General features: G+C 70.9%; 16 protein-coding genes. 2 read left to right on the top strand and 14 right to left on the bottom strand.

Going from position 1 to position 17032, the window contains the following annotated elements; genetic code table 11:
- The first annotated feature begins 125 nt into the window (after window positions 1-125).
- Window positions 126-1700, top strand: coding sequence for an NAD(P)-binding domain-containing protein (locus V6U90_RS23085; RefSeq protein ID WP_334440338.1), 1575 nt, complete (start codon window positions 126-128; stop codon window positions 1698-1700).
- Between the two features lie 6 nt (window positions 1701-1706).
- Here the strand turns inward: V6U90_RS23085 and V6U90_RS23080 are convergent, their stop codons facing one another.
- From V6U90_RS23080 to V6U90_RS23070, 3 genes are all read right to left on the bottom strand, one after another.
- Window positions 1707-2351 carry a nitroreductase family protein gene (locus V6U90_RS23080; RefSeq protein ID WP_334440335.1) on the bottom strand — a complete coding sequence of 215 codons (645 nt, stop codon included), beginning with the start codon at window positions 2349-2351 and terminating at the stop codon, window positions 1707-1709.
- 66 nt (window positions 2352-2417) lie between these two features.
- Window positions 2418-3605 (bottom strand): carboxylate-amine ligase, encoded by a 1188-nt coding sequence (locus V6U90_RS23075; RefSeq protein WP_334440332.1) that lies wholly within the window; start codon window positions 3603-3605, stop codon window positions 2418-2420.
- A 75-nt stretch (window positions 3606-3680) separates the two neighbouring features.
- Window positions 3681-4877 (bottom strand): M20/M25/M40 family metallo-hydrolase, encoded by a 1197-nt coding sequence (locus V6U90_RS23070; protein ID WP_334440328.1) that lies wholly within the window; start codon window positions 4875-4877, stop codon window positions 3681-3683.
- A gap of 474 nt (window positions 4878-5351) precedes the next feature.
- On the opposite strand from V6U90_RS23070, the gene V6U90_RS23065 reads away from it, so the two are divergent.
- Window positions 5352-5825 (top strand): hypothetical protein, encoded by a 474-nt coding sequence (locus V6U90_RS23065; protein WP_334440325.1) that lies wholly within the window; start codon window positions 5352-5354, stop codon window positions 5823-5825.
- 34 nt (window positions 5826-5859) lie between these two features.
- Here the strand turns inward: V6U90_RS23065 and V6U90_RS23060 are convergent, their stop codons facing one another.
- From V6U90_RS23060 to V6U90_RS23010, 11 genes are all read right to left on the bottom strand, one after another.
- Complete coding sequence (locus V6U90_RS23060) at window positions 5860-6876, bottom strand: DMT family transporter (protein ID WP_334440323.1); 1017 nt, start codon at window positions 6874-6876, stop codon at window positions 5860-5862.
- A complete protein-coding gene (cofC, locus tag V6U90_RS23055) occupies window positions 6873-7598 on the bottom strand; it encodes a 2-phospho-L-lactate guanylyltransferase (RefSeq protein WP_334440320.1) in 726 nt (241 codons plus the stop codon). Before cofC ends, V6U90_RS23060 begins: the two co-directional genes overlap by 4 nt.
- The gene (locus tag V6U90_RS23050) at window positions 7595-8425 is read right to left on the bottom strand and encodes a nitrilase-related carbon-nitrogen hydrolase (protein WP_334440317.1); all 831 of its coding nucleotides are present in this window, start codon (window positions 8423-8425) and stop codon (window positions 7595-7597) included. Before V6U90_RS23050 ends, cofC begins: the two co-directional genes overlap by 4 nt.
- Complete coding sequence (gene npdG / locus V6U90_RS23045) at window positions 8422-9117, bottom strand: NADPH-dependent F420 reductase (protein WP_334440314.1); 696 nt, start codon at window positions 9115-9117, stop codon at window positions 8422-8424. Before npdG ends, V6U90_RS23050 begins: the two co-directional genes overlap by 4 nt.
- Before the next feature lie 4 nt (window positions 9118-9121).
- Entirely contained in the window at window positions 9122-10129 is a 1008-nt protein-coding gene (locus V6U90_RS23040; protein WP_334440311.1) for an LLM class flavin-dependent oxidoreductase, read from the bottom strand.
- A 47-nt stretch (window positions 10130-10176) separates the two neighbouring features.
- Window positions 10177-11592, bottom strand: a complete 1416-nt coding sequence (gene hydA, locus V6U90_RS23035; protein WP_334440308.1) for a dihydropyrimidinase — start codon at window positions 11590-11592, stop codon at window positions 10177-10179.
- A 44-nt stretch (window positions 11593-11636) separates the two neighbouring features.
- Window positions 11637-12986 carry an aminotransferase class III-fold pyridoxal phosphate-dependent enzyme gene (locus V6U90_RS23030; RefSeq protein ID WP_334440305.1) on the bottom strand — a complete coding sequence of 450 codons (1350 nt, stop codon included), beginning with the start codon at window positions 12984-12986 and terminating at the stop codon, window positions 11637-11639.
- A gap of 28 nt (window positions 12987-13014) precedes the next feature.
- Window positions 13015-13578 carry an amino acid synthesis family protein gene (locus tag V6U90_RS23025; RefSeq protein WP_334440302.1) on the bottom strand — a complete coding sequence of 188 codons (564 nt, stop codon included), beginning with the start codon at window positions 13576-13578 and terminating at the stop codon, window positions 13015-13017.
- A 173-nt stretch (window positions 13579-13751) separates the two neighbouring features.
- Window positions 13752-14600, bottom strand: a complete 849-nt coding sequence (locus tag V6U90_RS23020) for a nitrilase family protein (RefSeq protein ID WP_334440300.1) — start codon at window positions 14598-14600, stop codon at window positions 13752-13754.
- A complete protein-coding gene (locus V6U90_RS23015) occupies window positions 14594-16078 on the bottom strand; it encodes an NAD-dependent succinate-semialdehyde dehydrogenase (protein WP_334440297.1) in 1485 nt (494 codons plus the stop codon). Before V6U90_RS23015 ends, V6U90_RS23020 begins: the two co-directional genes overlap by 7 nt.
- A 58-nt stretch (window positions 16079-16136) precedes the next feature.
- A complete protein-coding gene (locus tag V6U90_RS23010) occupies window positions 16137-16928 on the bottom strand; it encodes an IclR family transcriptional regulator (RefSeq protein ID WP_334440294.1) in 792 nt (263 codons plus the stop codon).
- Window positions 16929-17032: the final 104 nt, after the last annotated feature.

Below are 17032 nucleotides of genomic sequence, written 5' to 3'. Positions count from 1 at the left end.
CCCACTGCGCCGTGGGGTGATGGGAGATTCCGGGGCACCCGCAAATCGATCTCATCCGGCGTTGACAGAAATCCTTCCATCGGCCATGGTTCGCTTGCGGTACAAGCCTTCGGGAAGGTGTCCACATGGGACATGGCGGCAACCGGACGGACCTCGGCGACAACGAGGCGCACCGGTACGTCATCATCGGCGCCGGGCCCGCCGGCCTCCAACTGAGCTACTACCTCCAGCAGGCCGGCTGCGACTACCTCACCGTGGACCGCGCAGCCGCCCCCGCCGAGTTCTTCCGGCACTTCCCCCGGCACCGGCGACTGATCTCCCTCAACAAACAGCACACGGTGAGCACCGACCCGGAGATCCGGCTGCGCTGGGACTGGAACTCCCTGCTGCACGAGCCCGCCGACCTGCCCTTCGGCAAGTACAGCAGCGAGTACTTCCCGCACGCCGACGACATGGTGCGCTACCTGACCGACTTCCAGCGCTACCACCAGCTCGCCGTCCGCTTCGACACCACCGTGCACCGGATCGAACGCGACGGCGACGGCTTCCTCGTGCACACCGACGGCCCGGCCCTGCGCGCCCGGTGCCTGATCGTGGCCACCGGCTGGGGCCGGCCCAACGTCCCCGACATCCCCGGCATCGAACACGCCGTCGGCTACGAGGACATGGACACCGAGCCCACCGCGTACGCCGGCAAACGGGTCCTCATCCTGGGCAAGGGCAACTCGGCCTTCGAGACCGCCTCGGCGATCCTCGGCCACGCCGCCATGGTGCACCTGGCCAGCCCTCGCCCGATCCGCCTGGCCTGGAACACCAAACACCCCGGCGACGTACGCGGCCACCACGGCGCGGTCCTGGACAGCTACCAGTTCAAGACCCTGCACGCCGTACTGGACTGCGTCATCGACGAGATCCGCCCCCTCGGCGACCGGTACCAGGTGCACCTGACCTACACCCACGCCGACGACGAGACCGCCGTCGGAGAGTACGAATCGGTGCTGCGCTGCACCGGATTCGCCATGGACACCTCGATCTTCGCGCCGGACTGCCGCCCCGCGATGGTCGCCAGCGGCCGGATGCCCAGCACCGGATCCGACTGGCGGTCCACCAACGTCGACGGCCTGTACTTCGCCGGCACTCTCGCCCAGGCCCGGGACTTCAAACGCGCCTCCTCCGCCTTCATCGACGGATTCCGCTACAACCTACGCACTTTGACCGCGCTGCTGCGCGAGCGCTACGAGGGCGTACCCCTGCCCCACGACGTCGTCGACGGCGACGCCGACACCCTCACCACCCTGATCCTCGACCGGCTCAACTGGAGCTCGGCCCTGTGGACCCAGTTCGAGTACCTCTGCGACGCCCTCGTCGTCGACGAGGCCACCGGGCAGGTCCGGCACTACGTCGACCTGCCCGAGGACCACGTCCGCGACCGGTTCCACGACCAGCCGCACTACTACACGCTCGGGCTGCGCTGGGGCCGCGACGACTACCGGGACGTGTTCGCCATCGAACGCCACCCGGCACCCGACCGGGCCGCCGAGAGCGCCTTCATCCACCCCGTCATCCGCCGCTACCACGGCGTCACCCTGGTCGACGAACTGCACCTGCTGGAGGATCTGCTCGCCGAGTGGCGCCGCCCCGACCGGCACGTCGCACCCCTGCGGGCGTACCTCGAACGGGAACTCCCGCTGCGCCGGTGACCACCCTCAGTCCCTGATCAGGATCTCCGACAGCGGCTTCCGGGGCAGGTCGGGCACCGTCGCGTCCGGCGCCGCGTACCCGACCGGCATCACCAGGTACGGGCGCTCCTCCCGGGGCCGCCCGCACACCTCGTTGAGGAACCGCATCGGGCTCGGCGTGTGCGTCAACGTGGCCAGACCCGCCTGGTGCAACGCCGTGATCAGCATGCCCACCGCGATGCCCACCGACTCCTTCACGTAGTACGGCTTCGGGGTGCGCGGACCCTGGTGCACCTCGAACACCACGATCACCACCGGCGCCACCTCAAGGAACGGCTTACGCCAGTCCAGACCCAACGGCGCCAGCGCCGCCAGCCACTCCGGGGTCGCCCGCCGCGCGTAGAACTCCCGTTCCTCGGCCTCCGCCGCCGCCCGCAGTCGACGCTTGCGCTCCGGGTCGGTCAGCACCACGAACCGCCACGGTTGCAGGTTCGCGCCGCTCGGTGCCGTCCCGGCGGCCCGGACCGCCTCCTCGATGACCTCCATCGGTACCGGATCGGGCCGGAAGTCCCGGATGGACCGACGGGCGGCCATCCGGTCGGCGAAGGCCCGCGTCACCTCGACCATCTCCGCCGGCGTCAACCTGCCGACGCCGATCTGCCCTGTCGTCATGCCCAACGGAAGGCCTCCCTCATCCGGTCGACCAGTCCAGCATCCGGTACCGCCGCACGGATCCGGTTACGGCACCTTGCTCTCCTCCACCGGCAGCCCGACCGCCACCCGGCCGGACCCCCCGCCGCCGTCCCCGCCGGAACCGCCGCCGGTCTGCGCGACCAGGAAGTCCACCACGTCGGTGAGCCGGCCCCGGCGGGCCGCCGCCGCCCGTTGCCGGTCCGCACCACAGCCGACCGCCAGCAGCCGATCCGCCCCGGCGTCCACCAGTTCCTCGTCGCCGTGTGCCCGCAGCACCGGCCGTACCGCGCGTACCACCTCCGCGAGCAGCTCCCGGGCGGGCACCAGCCGGCCGGTACGCACGTCCAGCAGCTCGCCGGCCAGCCCGTCGCGGGCCGCCCGCCAGTACGCCACCCGCAGCACCTCCGCCGGGATGTCCGGCCCGTCATCCCCCCGGTCCACCGCCTCCGACGCGGCCACCACCAACGCCCGCACCAGCGCGGCGTACAGCACCGACTCCTGCGCGGTCACCGGCACGTCCGCCACCCGGACCTCCAGCGTCGGGTGGGTCACCGACGGCCGGATGTCCCAGAACAGGGTGCCGGTGTCCACCGTCGCCCCCGCTGCCAGCAGCATCTGAACCACCTGCTCGTAGTGGGCGACCGAGGTGAACCGCGGCGGCGGCCCGCCGACCGGCCACCGTGGCCAGATCATCGTCCGCCAACTCGCGTACCCCGAGTCCCGCCCACCCCAGTACGGCGAGTTGGCGGTCAGCACGATCAACAACGGCAGGTACGCCCGCAGATGGTTGCTGACCCGCAGGGCCCGCTCCCGGTCCGGCAGCTCCACGTGCACGTGCAGGGCACAGATCGCCAACTCGTCGTGCAGCCCCCGGAAGGTCGCCGTACCCCGGTCCTGTCTCGGCCCCTCGGTCACCGGCGGCACGGACGGACCGGGCAGCACCGGCGTGCCGGCCGCGACCACCCGCAGTCCCTCGGCGGCGGCCGACTCGACGACCACCCGCCGCGCCTCGGTCAGCTGATCCAGCAGCGCACCGGCCGACGACACCGGATCCGTCCGGGTCTCCACGTGCAGCTTGGTGATCTCACCGGACACCCTCGGCCCGAGCCGCGCTGCGGCCCGGGCGATGACGGGTGCCGCGTGCGGCACCACACACCGGGTCACCGGATCGACGACCAGGAACTCCTCCTCCACGCCGAAACGTGGACCTGGCGGGGCGTCCCGCTCTGCCACCTGCCCGGGAACCATGCGGAGCCGACCCGCCCTCCACTCGCCGCGACCGCCGCGCGACTGCGGCAGGCTGCCAGGCTAACGGCTGCCGTCCGCCGGACCCGGTAGCGACGAGCCGGCCGCCACCGACCCGACCGCCATCGACCCGACCGGCTCGGCCCCGGCGAGCAACCGGGCCATCAACCCGGCCAGCAGCGCCGCCCGCTCCGGCATCCGGGACACGTCGACGTACTCGCCCCGGGCGTGGGGACGACCACCCACCCCACCGAGCCCGTCCAGGGTCGGTACCCCCAACGATCCGGTGAAGTTGGCGTCCGAGGCGCCCGGCGCGGACACCCCGCGCACCGGCGGCAGCCCCAGCTCCGCCGCCACCACCTGCGCCACCTCCAGCACCGATACCGCCACGGCGGCCGGCAGCGGGTACCGGTTGATGCCACCACCGACGGTCAACCGGGCGCCGGGCAGGCGGGGCGTCAACGCCCGGATCAGCCGGTCCACCCGGTGCAGTTCCTCCCCGCTCCAGGCCCGCACATCCACGCAGAAGACCGCCGACTCCGGTACGACATTCGTCATCGTGCCCGCCGACAGCACCGTCGGCGTCACACTGGTCTCCCCGGCGGCGAAGTCCCGCACCGCGAGGATCTGCTGCGCCAGCTCGATCCCCGCGTTCACCCCCCGGTGCGGCTCCACCCCGGCGTGCGCCGCCCGCCCGTGCACGGTGACCCGGTAGACCGACCCGCCCTTACGCGCGATCTTCAGCTCCCCCGACTCGGTACTCGGCTCACCGACCAGCACCGTCCCCGACCGGCCGGCCTCCTGCTCGATCAGCGGACGGGAGGTCACCGAGCCGCTCTCCTCGTCGCAGGTGAGCAGCAGCCCGATCCGTGAGGTGTCCGGCAGCAGCTCCAACGCGGTGAGCATCTGCACGATCCCGGCCTTCATGTCGCAGACCCCCGGGCCGGTGGCGGTCACCCCGCGGACCGAGAACGGCCAGTCGCGTACCGTGCCCGCCGGCCAGACGGTGTCGTAGTGTCCGAGCAGCAGGATCCGCTGGTCCACCGCCGGCCAGAGCAGATGCGGAAGACCATCCACGACGACCCGGCGGGCCGGCCGGCCCAGCACCTCACTGCCCCAGGCGTCCAGCAGGTCGGCACAGGAGGTCAACTCGCGGACCGCCCCCGGTGGTGACTCGCATATCACCAGCTTCCGCAGCCGGGCCGTCATGAGTGCACCACGGGCCTCGGCCCCACGCCTGATCTCCGCACCATCAGCCATGCCTGGATGGTGACACCGGGTACCCCGCCAACCACGGTGCGCAGCAAGCTTCCTTGCAGCCCACCGCCCCGACCCGCTGGTCCCGGCAGTGGATCCGGCAAGGTGGGAGAACCAGGCTGGTCGAGCCGGGACCGCCGCTGACCCGGATCCAGCCCGATTTCCGCGATCCGCCGCTCGGCGAGGGCCGGCGTTTCGAACCGACGACCCGTGGACCCGGGCCATCGGGGCAAGCATTTCCGCACACCATCGAGCCATTGTCAACGATCAATACTTTAGGGCGGCGAGTTGTGGCACGCCGCCAACATGGGTCGCGGCCACAGCTTGGAAGGTCAATTCCCGCCGGGCCAATCCACCTGAAGCTCCTGGTCAGCGGCAGTGTCGACCTCTTGACGCATTGATGCTTGACACTTAATCTAATTTTGTTAACAGCTGCGACATGTCTCGGCTACTGTCCACTCAGAAGGAGAGCAAGTCATGCGACACCGCAAGCTGATCGGACTCTCTGCGCTGGCAATCATCTTCGTTGGGGCGCAGCCGGCCTATGCCGCCAGCAATGTGGTCGATGGGAGCATCACCGCCGGAAGCGCGGTCTGCAGCTGGACCAACGGCCGGACCAGCGCCAACCCGCCGAGCACCCTGACCATCGACCGCGCGAGCATCAACCCGCCTGGCGGCAGCCTACAGTGCAGTAGCGGCACGGCCGTGACGCTCAACAACAGTCCGACCGTGACGTTCAATGACGCGAACGCCACCGCCACCGGCGATGCCGTGGACGTGAGCGTTTCCCTCATCGGGATCATCTGCCGGTACAAGGTGAGCAATCCCGTCTTCAACCGCCAGGGCACCGCCCGCGACTACGTCGGCGGCCCCTACACCGCCAGCCGTGTCTCCGGCTTCCTCTGCCCGAGCACTACCACGATCGACCAGGCAACGTTGTCGTTCCGCTGAGGCACGGCCCCGGTGAGGCTCCCGCCCGGGAGCCTCACCCCCGATCGGTCACCGCCGATCCGCCGGGTTCACGCGCTGGCACAGGTACCTGGCGTACGGGTATGGACGGCCGACGCCGCGTCGACCCACGGTCGGCCCGGTGCCGCACCGACGGGCGCGTGCTGCGGTTCTCGTGCAGCGCGAGCAGGGCGACCGAGGCCAGGACCATCACCAGGCCGAGCCACTGGCTCGCGTCGAGGTGCCCGTCCAGCAGGGTGAGCCCGACCACGGCGGCCGTCAGCGGGAAGGCCAGTTCGGCCAGGGCCGCGCTCGAAGCGGGCGTCCGCCGGAGGGCGTGGTAGTACAGCACCAGCGCAAGAAGGCCGGGCACGGCCGCGAGCAGCACCAGCCGGGGCACCAGTTCCACCGGTACCGCGACCGGTGTGCGGGTCGCCCCGGCGAGGATGACGAGCGTGACCAACCCGACGGCGAACCGCAGCGTCGTGACGTGCAGGAAGGGCAGTTCGGCGCTGACCATCCGGCCGAGGACGGTGCCGGCCGCCCAGAGCACCGCGGCCCCGGTGGCGAGCCCGGCGGCGGCCAGGCTCTGCGGTTGCGCCCCCAGCGGATCGGGGAAGGCCAGCAGCCAGGCACCCGCGAGCGCGGGCACCGCGAAGAGGAGGAACCGCCGGTTCACCCGCTCGCCGAGCAGCGCGGCGGCCAGGACGATCGCCAACCCTGGCTGCAGTTTCTGCAACACCTGCGGCGTGATCGGGTCACCCAGCCGGAACGCGGCGGTGAACAACGTCGTGGCCAGCGCCGACGAGCCGGCCCCGATCACCAGCACGCCCACCTTCGTCCGGGCGGAGCACCGGGCGACGGACCGTACGGCCCCGACCAGCCAGGGCGACACCAGGAGTACGAGGACGACATGTTCGGCCAGGACCACGCTCAGCGCCGGAAGTTGCCGAGCGAGCGGCTCCCGCAGCAGGCCGGAGAAGCCCCAGAGACTTGCGGCGACGGCGACCAGCCAGGTGCGGTCGCCGGAGGCGCGGGCGACAAGGGGAATCATCGTGTCCTTTCCCGGGCCGGTAGGGCGCCGAGCAGCGGGCCGGCATCGCGTTCGTCAACCCTTGGCGGCAGGCCGGGTGGGCCGGTCCGCATCCCCGCCGGTGAGCCGGCCCACGAGCGGGTCGTGGCGCCGAGTCGGTCGATCCCGAGCGAGACCAGGTGGGCGACGGTGTCCACGTCCCGCCGCAGCCCGGCGGCGGTCACCGGGAGATCGTGGTAGCCGCCGGCGAGGAACCTGCGCCGCGAGCCGGGTCCCAGGAAGGGCCGGAACTCGCCGGGAGCGGTAACCATCACCATGGTGGTCCCGGTGCCGTCGGCGTCCGAGACGATGGCCCGTGGGCGGGATCCGGCCGCCGCCAGTGCGTCGTCGAAGTCCGAGGGCTCCGCTCCGACGAGATCGGCCATGGCGACGGCCAGCCGCGCGTCGGGGAGCGCCGCCGAGGCGGCGGTGAGCGCGTCGATGACCTCCTGGTTCAGGTCCGGTCCTCGGGTGGTGCCGGCGACCGCGGCGCCGCAGGCCAGTGCCGCGCCGACCACGTCCGGGTCGGTCGCGGCGACGACGACGGCCCGCACCCGGCGGGCCTGCGTCAGCCTGCCGACGACGTCGACCAGCATCGCCCGGGCGAGGGTGCTCCGTTCGGAGCCGTCGAGTCCGGCGCACCTGGTCTTGGCCGCGGTGAACGGCTTGGCGGGTACGACGACGACCCACGAGCCGTCCGTCACGTGTCGGGTTCCATCCTCGTCAGCCGTTCGTAGAGCTCGGGGCGCCGGTCGCGGAGGAAGGGGCGCCGGCGCCGGGACAGGTCGACCAGGCTCAGGTCCACCTCGGCCACCGCCACGTCGTCCTGGTCGTCGGCGGCCTGGGCCAGTACGTCGCCGCTGGGGCCGTAGACCGCGCTGAGCCCGAAGTAGTCCTTCACGCCCTCCTTGCCGACCCGGTTGGAGCAGATCACGAAGAGCCCGTTGAACACGGCGTGGGCGCGCAGTTCCAGTTGGAACACCTCGCGCATCGGGGCACTCGCCGACGCGACGGGGACGCAGAGCACCGATCCCCCGCGCAGGGCGACGATGCGGCTCAGCTCGGGGAAGTGCCGCTCGTAGCAGATGATGGTGCCGACGCCGGTCTCACCGGTCTGGACCACCTCCGGTTCGGTGCCGCCCGGTTGGAAGTAGAACTTCTCCGGGAAGCCGTTCGAGAACGGCAGGTGCGACTTGCGGTACACCGACCTCAGTTCGCCGTCGACGTAGGTGCAGGCGGTGTTGTGGTACACCCCCGGCACCTGCCCCGCCTCGAAGATCGACGAGACGACGGTCATCCGGTGTTTCAGCGACCGTTCGGCCGCCATCCGGTTGGACGGGCCGTCCAGTCCCTCGGCGAACCGGAAGTAGTCGAGGTCGGGTTCCGGCTGGACGAACGGCACCGCGAACAGCTCCGGCAGCAGCAGGATCCGGGCGCCCTGGGCTGCCGCGTCGTCGATCAGGTCGGCGGCCCGGCCGATCGTCTCGGCCCGGTCGTCGGTGGCGCGTAGTTGCAGCGCGGCGAGTTTCACGCGGGGACCTTTCCGATAGCCGGGGCCAGGCCGGTGACGGCCAGCCCCGAGCGGGTCTTGTACCGCTTGTTGACGCTGAGCAGTACCGCGGTCAGTGGTTCAAGCTGGCGGGCCAGCCGCAGCCGGCCGGCGTCGACCGCGCGTCCGCCCGTCACGTCGGTGGCCAGGGCCATCACCCGTTCCTTGGCAGTGATGTCGTCGCCGCAGACCAGGACGTCCTCGTGGCTCAGGTCCGCCTCCGGATCGAGCAGGAGAGGGGCGGCCAGGTGGTGGAACGCCCCGATCACGGTGGCCGAGCCGACGATCCCGGCGGCCTCCTCGGCGGCGCTTCCGGCGGGTACGGTGCGGCCGAACGGCCCGAACCGGTCGAAGCCCAGCGGGTTGACGCAGCTGACGACGATTTTGCCGGTCACCGCCTCCGCCAGGCTGGTCACCAGTTCGGCGTGTCCGTCGTACGGCACGGCGAGCAGCACGATGTCGGCGCTGTCCGCCGCCGCCAGGTTCGACGTACCGGTGATCCTGGCGCCGTCGGCGAGTAGGGACAGTTCCTCGGCGGCGACGGTGGCCCGCTCGGCGTCACGTGACCCGAGGACGACGTCGTACCCCGCACGGGCCAGGCGGTAGCCCAGCCCCCGGCCCTGCGGCCCGGTGCCGCCGACCACCGCGATCCGGGTGGGAACGCTGTCGGTCACCGGGTCACCCCTTCGCTGCCTGGGCGAGCCGGGTGAGGGTCTGCTCCTTGTCACCCAGCGTGGAGATGATCGGGCTGCGCACCCCGGCCTCGTGGTACGACACCAGCTTCTCGAAGGCGTCGTCGGTGGAGCCACAGGCCGTGACGTTCTGCACCAGGCTGTTGGGGACCAGTTGCATCGCCCGCTTGATGTCCTCCGGCGAGGCCGGCCAGCCGGCGATCTCCTGCAACCGGTCGACGAGTTCGCGTTCCACTCCGCAGTGCTCGGCGATGTGCGGTTGCTGGCAGAGGTAGAGGGTGAGGAAGGCCTTGCACGCGTCGATGGCCTCCTGCGGGTCGTCGTCGTTGACGCTGCACGCCACGATCTGGGTCAGGTCGATGCCGTCGCGGCCGTCGGTCCGCTTGGCGACGCCCCGGTCGATCGCCTCGCGGGCGCCGACCAGGTACGACGGGGGCAGCAGGAAGTCCATGTGTACGCCGTCGCTGATCTCGCCGGCGAGTTCGAGCATCCGGGGGCCGACCGCGCCGATGTAGATCGGGATGTCGACCGGCTTGTTCTCGCGGTACATGCTGTCGAAGCGCACGTCCCGCATCTGCACGAATTCGCCGTCGAAGGAGACGACCTCGTTGCGGAAGAAGGTCTGTAGGACGGTGATGTACTCGCGCATCGACTTGAGCGGCTTGGACAGCGGCTGGCCGACCTTCGTCGCCAGCGGTTCCCACCACGCGCCGATGCCCAGGATCGCCCGGCCCGGCGCAACCTCGTCCAGGGTCTTGAAGGTGACCGCCATCAGGGCCGCGTTGCGGCTCTTGTTGTTGACGACACCGGTGCCGATCTTCACGTTCCTGGTTCGGCTCGCGATGATCGCCGCCGGGACGATGCCGTCGCGGGCGAGTCGTCCCTCGGCGACCCACACGGACTCGAAGCCGTTCTGGTCGGCGAACTCGGCCTGCCAGTAGGTCTGCTCAAGGCTGAGTCTCTCGCCGACGTGGATGCCCAGGGGAATTTTCATCTCGGTTGTCAGCTCCGCTCGGTGCATGGGGTCAGGTCAGGAGTCGGTTAGAAGAGGTGCGGTTCGGCGCGGGTCAGGAAGGTTCCCCGGCCGGGCGTGTCCTGCCGGAGGCCGGTCCCGTCGACCAGGTGCTCGCCCCGGGAGAACACGTGTTCCGGCTTGCCGGTCACCCGCATGCCCTCGTAGATGTTGTAGTCGGTGCGCATGTGCGAACCCGCCGCCGTGATCACGTGGTCGGCCGCCGGGTCCCAGACCACCAGGTCGGCGTCCGCTCCGACGGCGACGACCCCCTTGCGGGGGAAGAGGCCGAACAGCTTGGCCGGCCGGGTGGCGACGAGGTCCACGAACCGGCACGGGTCGATCAGTCTGCCGGCCACCCCGGCCTGCCAGAGGACCATCAGCCGGTCCTCGATGCCGGGGACGCCGTTGGGCACCTTCGGGAAGTAGCCCGGACTGCGCATCTTCTGCGGTGGCAGGTCGTCGGGCTGGTGCAGGCAGAAGCCGGCGTGGTCGGTCGCGACGGTCGACAGGGCGCCGGTGGCCAGCATCCGCCACAGGCCGGCCTGGTTGCTGCGTTCCCGGATGGGCGGGGAGCAGACGTACGCGGCGGCCCGTTCCCCGAGGTCCGCGTAGTCCTCGTAGGCCACGACCAGGTACTGCGGGCAGGTTTCGCCCCACACTCTCGACCCGGCCGCCCGGGCCCGGCTGATCTCGTCGGCCGCCGCCGCGCTGGAGACGTGTACCACGTACAGCGGCGTACCGACGTGCTCGGCGAGCACGACCGCCCGGTGCACCGCCTCGGCCTCGGACTCGTGTCCGTGCGCCCGCAGGTGGAAGCTCTCGGCGGTCCGGCCGCTGTCGACCAGCCGCCGGACCTCCCGGGCGACCATGTGTCCGTTCTCGGCGTGCACCATCGGCAGTACGCCGTACTCGCGTGCCAGTTCGAACCCGTCGAGCAGTTCGCTGTCGTCGACCATCTGGCCGGGGTAGGCCATGAAGAACTTCCAGCTCGCGGCGCCCTCCTTGACCAGTCGGCGCAGATCGTCGAGGACGTCGGGCTGGGCGGCGCGGGGCGGGACGATGGCGTGCAGGCCGACGTCGACGACGGCCTTGGCCGCCGCCACGTCCCGCCGACGCAGGTAGGTGTCGTACAGCGACCGGTCCGGCTCCTTCTTCACGAAGTCGAGGACGGTGGTCGTGCCGCCGTACGCCGCCGCGATGGTCCCGGTGTGGAAGTCGTCGGCGGTGTGGGTGGTGAACCCGTCGACCGGGTACTCCAGGTGGGTGTGCGCGTCGACACCACCGGGGATGACCAGCTTCCCGGTCGCGTCCACGACGTGGTCGGCGGTCCAGCCCGGCCCGGCGCCGAGGGCGACGATCCGGCCGTCGCGTACCAGCACGTCGGCGCGGACCGCCGCGTCGGCGTTGACGACCGTCCCGTTCTTGATCAGCGTCGATGGCATCGTGTCTCTCCTCCCTGTCGGGTTCCCACCCGTTGCGCCGCCGGTCAGCCCTGGTAGTGCTCGTCGGCGAGGGACAGGACCTCGTCGAGGACGCCGAGCGCGAGGTCGATCTCCTCAGCTTTGATGACCAGTGGCGGGGTCAGCCGCAGGACGTTGAAGTTGGCGGTCAGGTAGACGCCCTGCTGCATCGCGGCCTTGAGCAGGCGGCTGACCGGGGCCGCCGCCGGCCCCTTGGCGTTGAACGGGACGAGCGGCTCCCGTGTCTCGCGGTTGCGGACCAGTTCCACGCCGTAGAACAGCCCCCGGCCGCGGATGTCGCCGATGCTCGGGTGACGTTCGGCCAGCCTGGCCAGGCCGGCCCCGAGCCGCTCCCCCATCGCCCGTGCGTTCTCGACCACGCCCTCGTCCTGCATGATCCGCAGGGAGGCGACGCCGGAGGCGCAGGCGAGCGGGTGCCCGGCGTAGGTCAGGCCGCCCCAGAACATGTTGTCCCGCAGCCAGTCGGAGAGCCGGGCGGAGACCGTCATGGCGCCGAGGGGGACGTAGCCGGAGTTCAGTCCTTTGGCGGTGGTGAGGATGTCGGGCACGACATCCCAGTGGTCGCAGGCGAACCATTCACCGGTACGGCCGAAGCCCGCCATCACCTCGTCGAAGATCAGCAGGATGCCGTGCCGGTCGCAGACCTCGCGCAGCGACCGCAGGTAGCCGTCCGGTGGGTAGAGCAGGCCGTTCGTGCCGGTGACCGGCTCGACGATCACCGCGGCGACCGTCTCCGGGTTCTCGTACTGGAGGATCTCCTCCAGGTGCGGGCCGCCGGAGCAGACCGGGCACGGGTCGGGGTGTCCGGACGGGCACCGGTAGGTGTAGGGGTCGAGCATGCGTACCACGCCGGTCATCCCCGGCTCGGCCGCCCACCGGCGCGGGTCGCCGGTCAGCGACATCGCGCCGGCCGTGGCACCGTGGTACGAGCGGTAGCGGGCGATGATCTTCTGCCGGCCGGTGACGTGCCGGGCCAGCCGGACGGCGTTCTCGTTGGCCGCCGCCCCGCCGGTGGTGAAGAAGCTCATCTTCAGGTCGCCGGGGGTCAGTCCGGCCATCAGCTCGGCCAGCTCCGCCCGGGAACGCTCGGCGAAGCCGGGTCCGATGTAGCACAACTGCTCGGCCTGGGCGCGGATCGCCTCGACCAGCCGTGGGTGCTGGTGGCCCAGGTTCAGGTTGACCAGTTGCGACTGGAAGTCGAGGTACCGGCGGCCGTCGTAGTCCCAGAACCACGAACCGGATCCGCCGGCCACGGGGATCGGGTCGAGCGCGCCCTGCACCGACCAGGAGTGGATCACGTACTCCTTGTCGACGTCCTTGAGCCGCTGGCTGGTCCAGGTGTCGGTCATCGTCATCGGCTGGCCTCCGTCCCGTCCGGCTGGGTCAGTTGCTCGTCAGCTCGGCGCCGAAGGCGGCGAGCCGGGCCAGCGGGCGTCCGGCGTTCGCCGCGGCGCAGACCACGAAGATCTCCCGTGGCCGGGGCACGTCGGCCACCTGGAGGGTCACCGTCTGGTGGTGCGAACGGGTCTTGGCGTCCAGCTTGTGCTTGAGCGGGATGTCGATCGGGCTGCCGGGCAGGCCGATCTTCTCGGCGGCGGGCAGCAGTTCGGTGCCGCCGGCCGCACCGCGGAAGACGTTACCGAAGCGGAGGTTGTGGATCAGCGCCGAGCCGTGCTCGACCTCTCCGTCGATACCGACGAGAGCCGCCTTGCCGAACGCCTCGACCTCGTCGCCGAGCAGTTCCACGCAGGCGGGGCCGACCAGGTTGCCGATCTCCTCGCCGATCTCGTCGGCCAGGCTGACCAGGTCCTGGACGTACTCACTGGGGTAGGGATTCTCGATGACCGCCCCGACGAAGGCGACCCGGTGCAAGGGCTGCACCGGGTGGCCGTTCTCCAGCCGTGTCTCTTCGAGGTGACGGATCAGCTTGCGAACCCGGATGCTCACGACCACTCCTCTTGTCGGTTCATTGAATGAACCATCGGTTCATATATTGGCTTTGCGGGGAGAGCGAGTCAATAGCCTTCGAGGACAGATCCCGTTGATCGGAACGTCGGCGCGTCACCCGGTCCCCGCAGGTCCGCAGAGTGCGCCGGCCTACCGCCCGAACGGGAACACGCTCAGCTCACGGCTGGCCCATCAAGGACATAGAGGTCGGTCCGCCGGTCGGCCAGCGGCTGGTTGAACGGGTTGTCCAACCGCCCGGCACGCGAGCCGACCAGGTCCACCTCCGCCACCACGAGTTCCTCGCGGTCCGAACTCGCCGGGCCGGCGAGCGGCCAACCGTCCGGTCCCACGAGGACGGACCGGCCGACGAACGCCTGGCCGCGCTCGACCCCGATCCGGCTGACACCGGCGACGTAGTACTGGTTGCAGTGCGCCCCGGTCATGCACATGAGGTTCGCCATCGCCGGGGCGGCCGCAGGCTGCCCCGGCACCGGTACCCAGTTCGACGGCAGCACCACCAGGTCGGCGCCCTGCAACGCGGCGCTGCGGAACGTTTCGGGGAACCACGCGTCGTAGCAGATGCCGATCCCGATCCGACCCAGCGGCGTGTCGAAGACCGGGAAACCGTCCTGGTTGGGGTCGTAGATGTCCTTCTCGTCGTTCCACAGATGGGCCTTGCGGAAGGTTCCGACATGGCCGGTGGGGCCGAGCAGCACCGCCGAGTTGAAGACCCGGTCCCCGTCCCGCTCGGTGACCCCTCCCACGATCCACACGTCCAGTTCCTCGGCGAGCCGCGCCCAGGCGGCGACCGTGGGACCGTCCGGCACCGGCTGGGCGTGACGCGCGGCCTCCGCCCGGTCGGCGAAGACGTATCCCGCCGAGGATGCCTCGGGCAGTACCACGAGTCGGGCCCCACGGGCCGCCGCCTCCCGGATCCAGTACGACGTCCTGGCGATGTTCGCCGGGATGTCACCGAAGACCGGCTCCAGTTGGACCCCGGCGAGCAGGAATCCGGTCACCATGACGCCCGGACCGCCGCGTACTTGACGTTCAGGTACTCGTCGATGCCGACCTTCCCGCCCTCGCGCCCGAGACCGGACTGCTTGACACCGCCGAACGGCGCCGCGGGGTTGGAGATGATTCCCTGGTTGAGCCCCACCATCCCGCTCTCCAGGCGCTCGGTCACCCGCAGTCCACGGCCGACGTTCTCGGTGAAGACATAGGCAGCCAGGCCGTACTCCGAGGCGTTGGCCATGCCGACCGCCTCGTCCTCGTCGTCGAACACCACGACCGGGGCGACCGGGCCAAAGATCTCCTCCCGGACGGTCCGGACACCGTCGGGCACCCCGGACAGGACGGTCGGCGCGAAGAAGTAGCCCTCCCCGGCGATCGGCCCGCCGCCGGTGACGACCCTCGCCCCCGCCTGCGTCGCCGCGCCGACCAACTCGGCGACCGACGCCACCGCAGCCCGGTCGATGAGCGGCCCGACCTCGGTCGACGGGTCCAGTCCGTGACCGACCCGCAGCCCGCCCAGCCGCTCGGCCAGACCGCCGACGAACCGCTGCGCCACCGACCGCTGCACGTAGAACCGGTTCGCGGCGGTGCACGCCTCGCCGACGTTGCGCATCTTCGCCTGCACGGCCCCCTCGACCGCCAGGTCGAGGTCGGCGTCGTCGAAGACGATGAACGGCGCGTTCCCGCCCAGCTCCATCGACGTACGCAACACCCGGTCGGCGGACTGGGCGAGCAGCGTCCGGCCGACCGGAGTCGAGCCGGTGAACGACAGCTTGCGCAACCGGTCGTCGGCAAGCAGGGCCGAGGTGACCCGGCCCGACTGCGAGGTGGTGAACACGTTGACCACGCCACGGGGCAGGCCGGCCTGCTCCAGGATCTCGACCAGCGCCAGCATCGACAGCGGCGTCTGCTTGGCCGGCTTGACCACGACGGTGCAGCCGGCCGCCAGGGCGGGACCGATCTTGCGGGTCCCCATCGCCATCGGGAAGTTCCACGGGGTCACCAGCAGACACGGTCCGACCGGCTGCCGCATGACGACGACGCGGGAGCCCCCGGCCGGGGCCGTGAGGTAGCCGCCGTCGATCCGGACCGCCTCCTCGGCAAACCAGCGGAGGAACTCCGCAGCGTACCCGACCTCGGCCTGGGACTCGGCGAACGCCTTGCCCATCTCCAGGGTCATCATCCTGGCCAGGTCGTCCCGGCGTTCGATGATCAGGTCGAACGCCCGGCGCAGCACCTCCCCGCGTTCCCGGGGAGGCGTGGCGGCCCAGGTGGACTGGGCACGGGCGGCGGCGGCCAGGGCGGCCAGCCCGTCCTCGACCGAGGCGTCCGCCACCTCGGCGACCGTCGACCCCGTCGCCGGGTCCTCCACGGCCAGGACAGCACCGCCCCGGCCGGCGCGCCATTCGCCGTCGATGTACAGGCCCTTGGGGGTCTTGTCGACAACGGACATCGCCGCTGCCAACGCCTCGGCTGGTACGGCCATTGTTTCCTCCTTCACCGCAGGCGTCGCCACGGGCGAGCCGGTACGGTCGGCGGGTGCCCTAGCCTCTGGCAAAGGCACTCGGAATATCGATGTCGGCATTGCTCAGCAGGTCGGTGAGCTGTCGGGCGGCCTTGATCACCGACTCCGCCACGGTGTCGATGCGGTCGCGGGTGATCCGGTAGGTGGGCCCGCCGATCCAGACCGCGTACGGCGTCGTCCCCCGCAGGCGCACCGGTGCGGCGACCGACGCGGCCCCGACCTCCAGTTCGTCGTACGCGAAGGCGAACCCCCGGTTCCGGACCGCCTCCAGCGAGCCCATGAAGGAGTCGAGGTCCCCCACCTCCGGCGGGGCGTGGTCGGCGAACTCCTCGGCGAAGTCTGCCCGGACCGACTCCGGGTTCAGCGCCGCCAGCAGCACCTTCCCGGTGGAGGTCGCCCACACCGGCTGGGTGCGCGGGACCGGCTTCAGGGTCTGCCCGATCAGCGACGGCCCCGGCACCTGGGCGACGACCATCACCCTCGGCGGGAGCAGCACGTCGAAGCCCGCGGTCTCCCTGGTCTCCTCGGCCAGGTTCCGCAGCACCTCCCGCATGTGGCCGTAGGCGCCGCCCCCATCGAGCAGGCCACCCACGATGGAGAGCAGTCCGAGCGACACCCGGTAGCGGCGGGTCACCGGATCGAGGGTGAGCCAGCTTTCCCGCTCCAGCACGGTGAGCACCCGGTAGCAGGTGGCCTTGGGGATGCCCGCCTCCCGGGCCACCTCGCTGAGTCCGACACCCTCCGGATGAGCCGCCACGGCCCGCAGGAGCCAGATCGTACGTCGCACCAGGCCCGCCTCACTGGGCGCCATCGGTTCCTCCATCATCGCATCGGCAGCACGGGTAATACGGCCCACATCTTGGCAGACGTCACTGGCCGCGACCGGGTGCCGAGCGGTGGCCCGCCCGGCACCCG

It is taken from the genome of Micromonospora sp. CPCC 206060, from assembly GCF_036906895.1.
Lineage (GTDB): Bacteria > Actinomycetota > Actinomycetes > Mycobacteriales > Micromonosporaceae > Micromonospora.
Note: the sequence above shows the minus strand (reverse complement) of the source record. Positions and strands in the feature narration are given on the sequence as shown.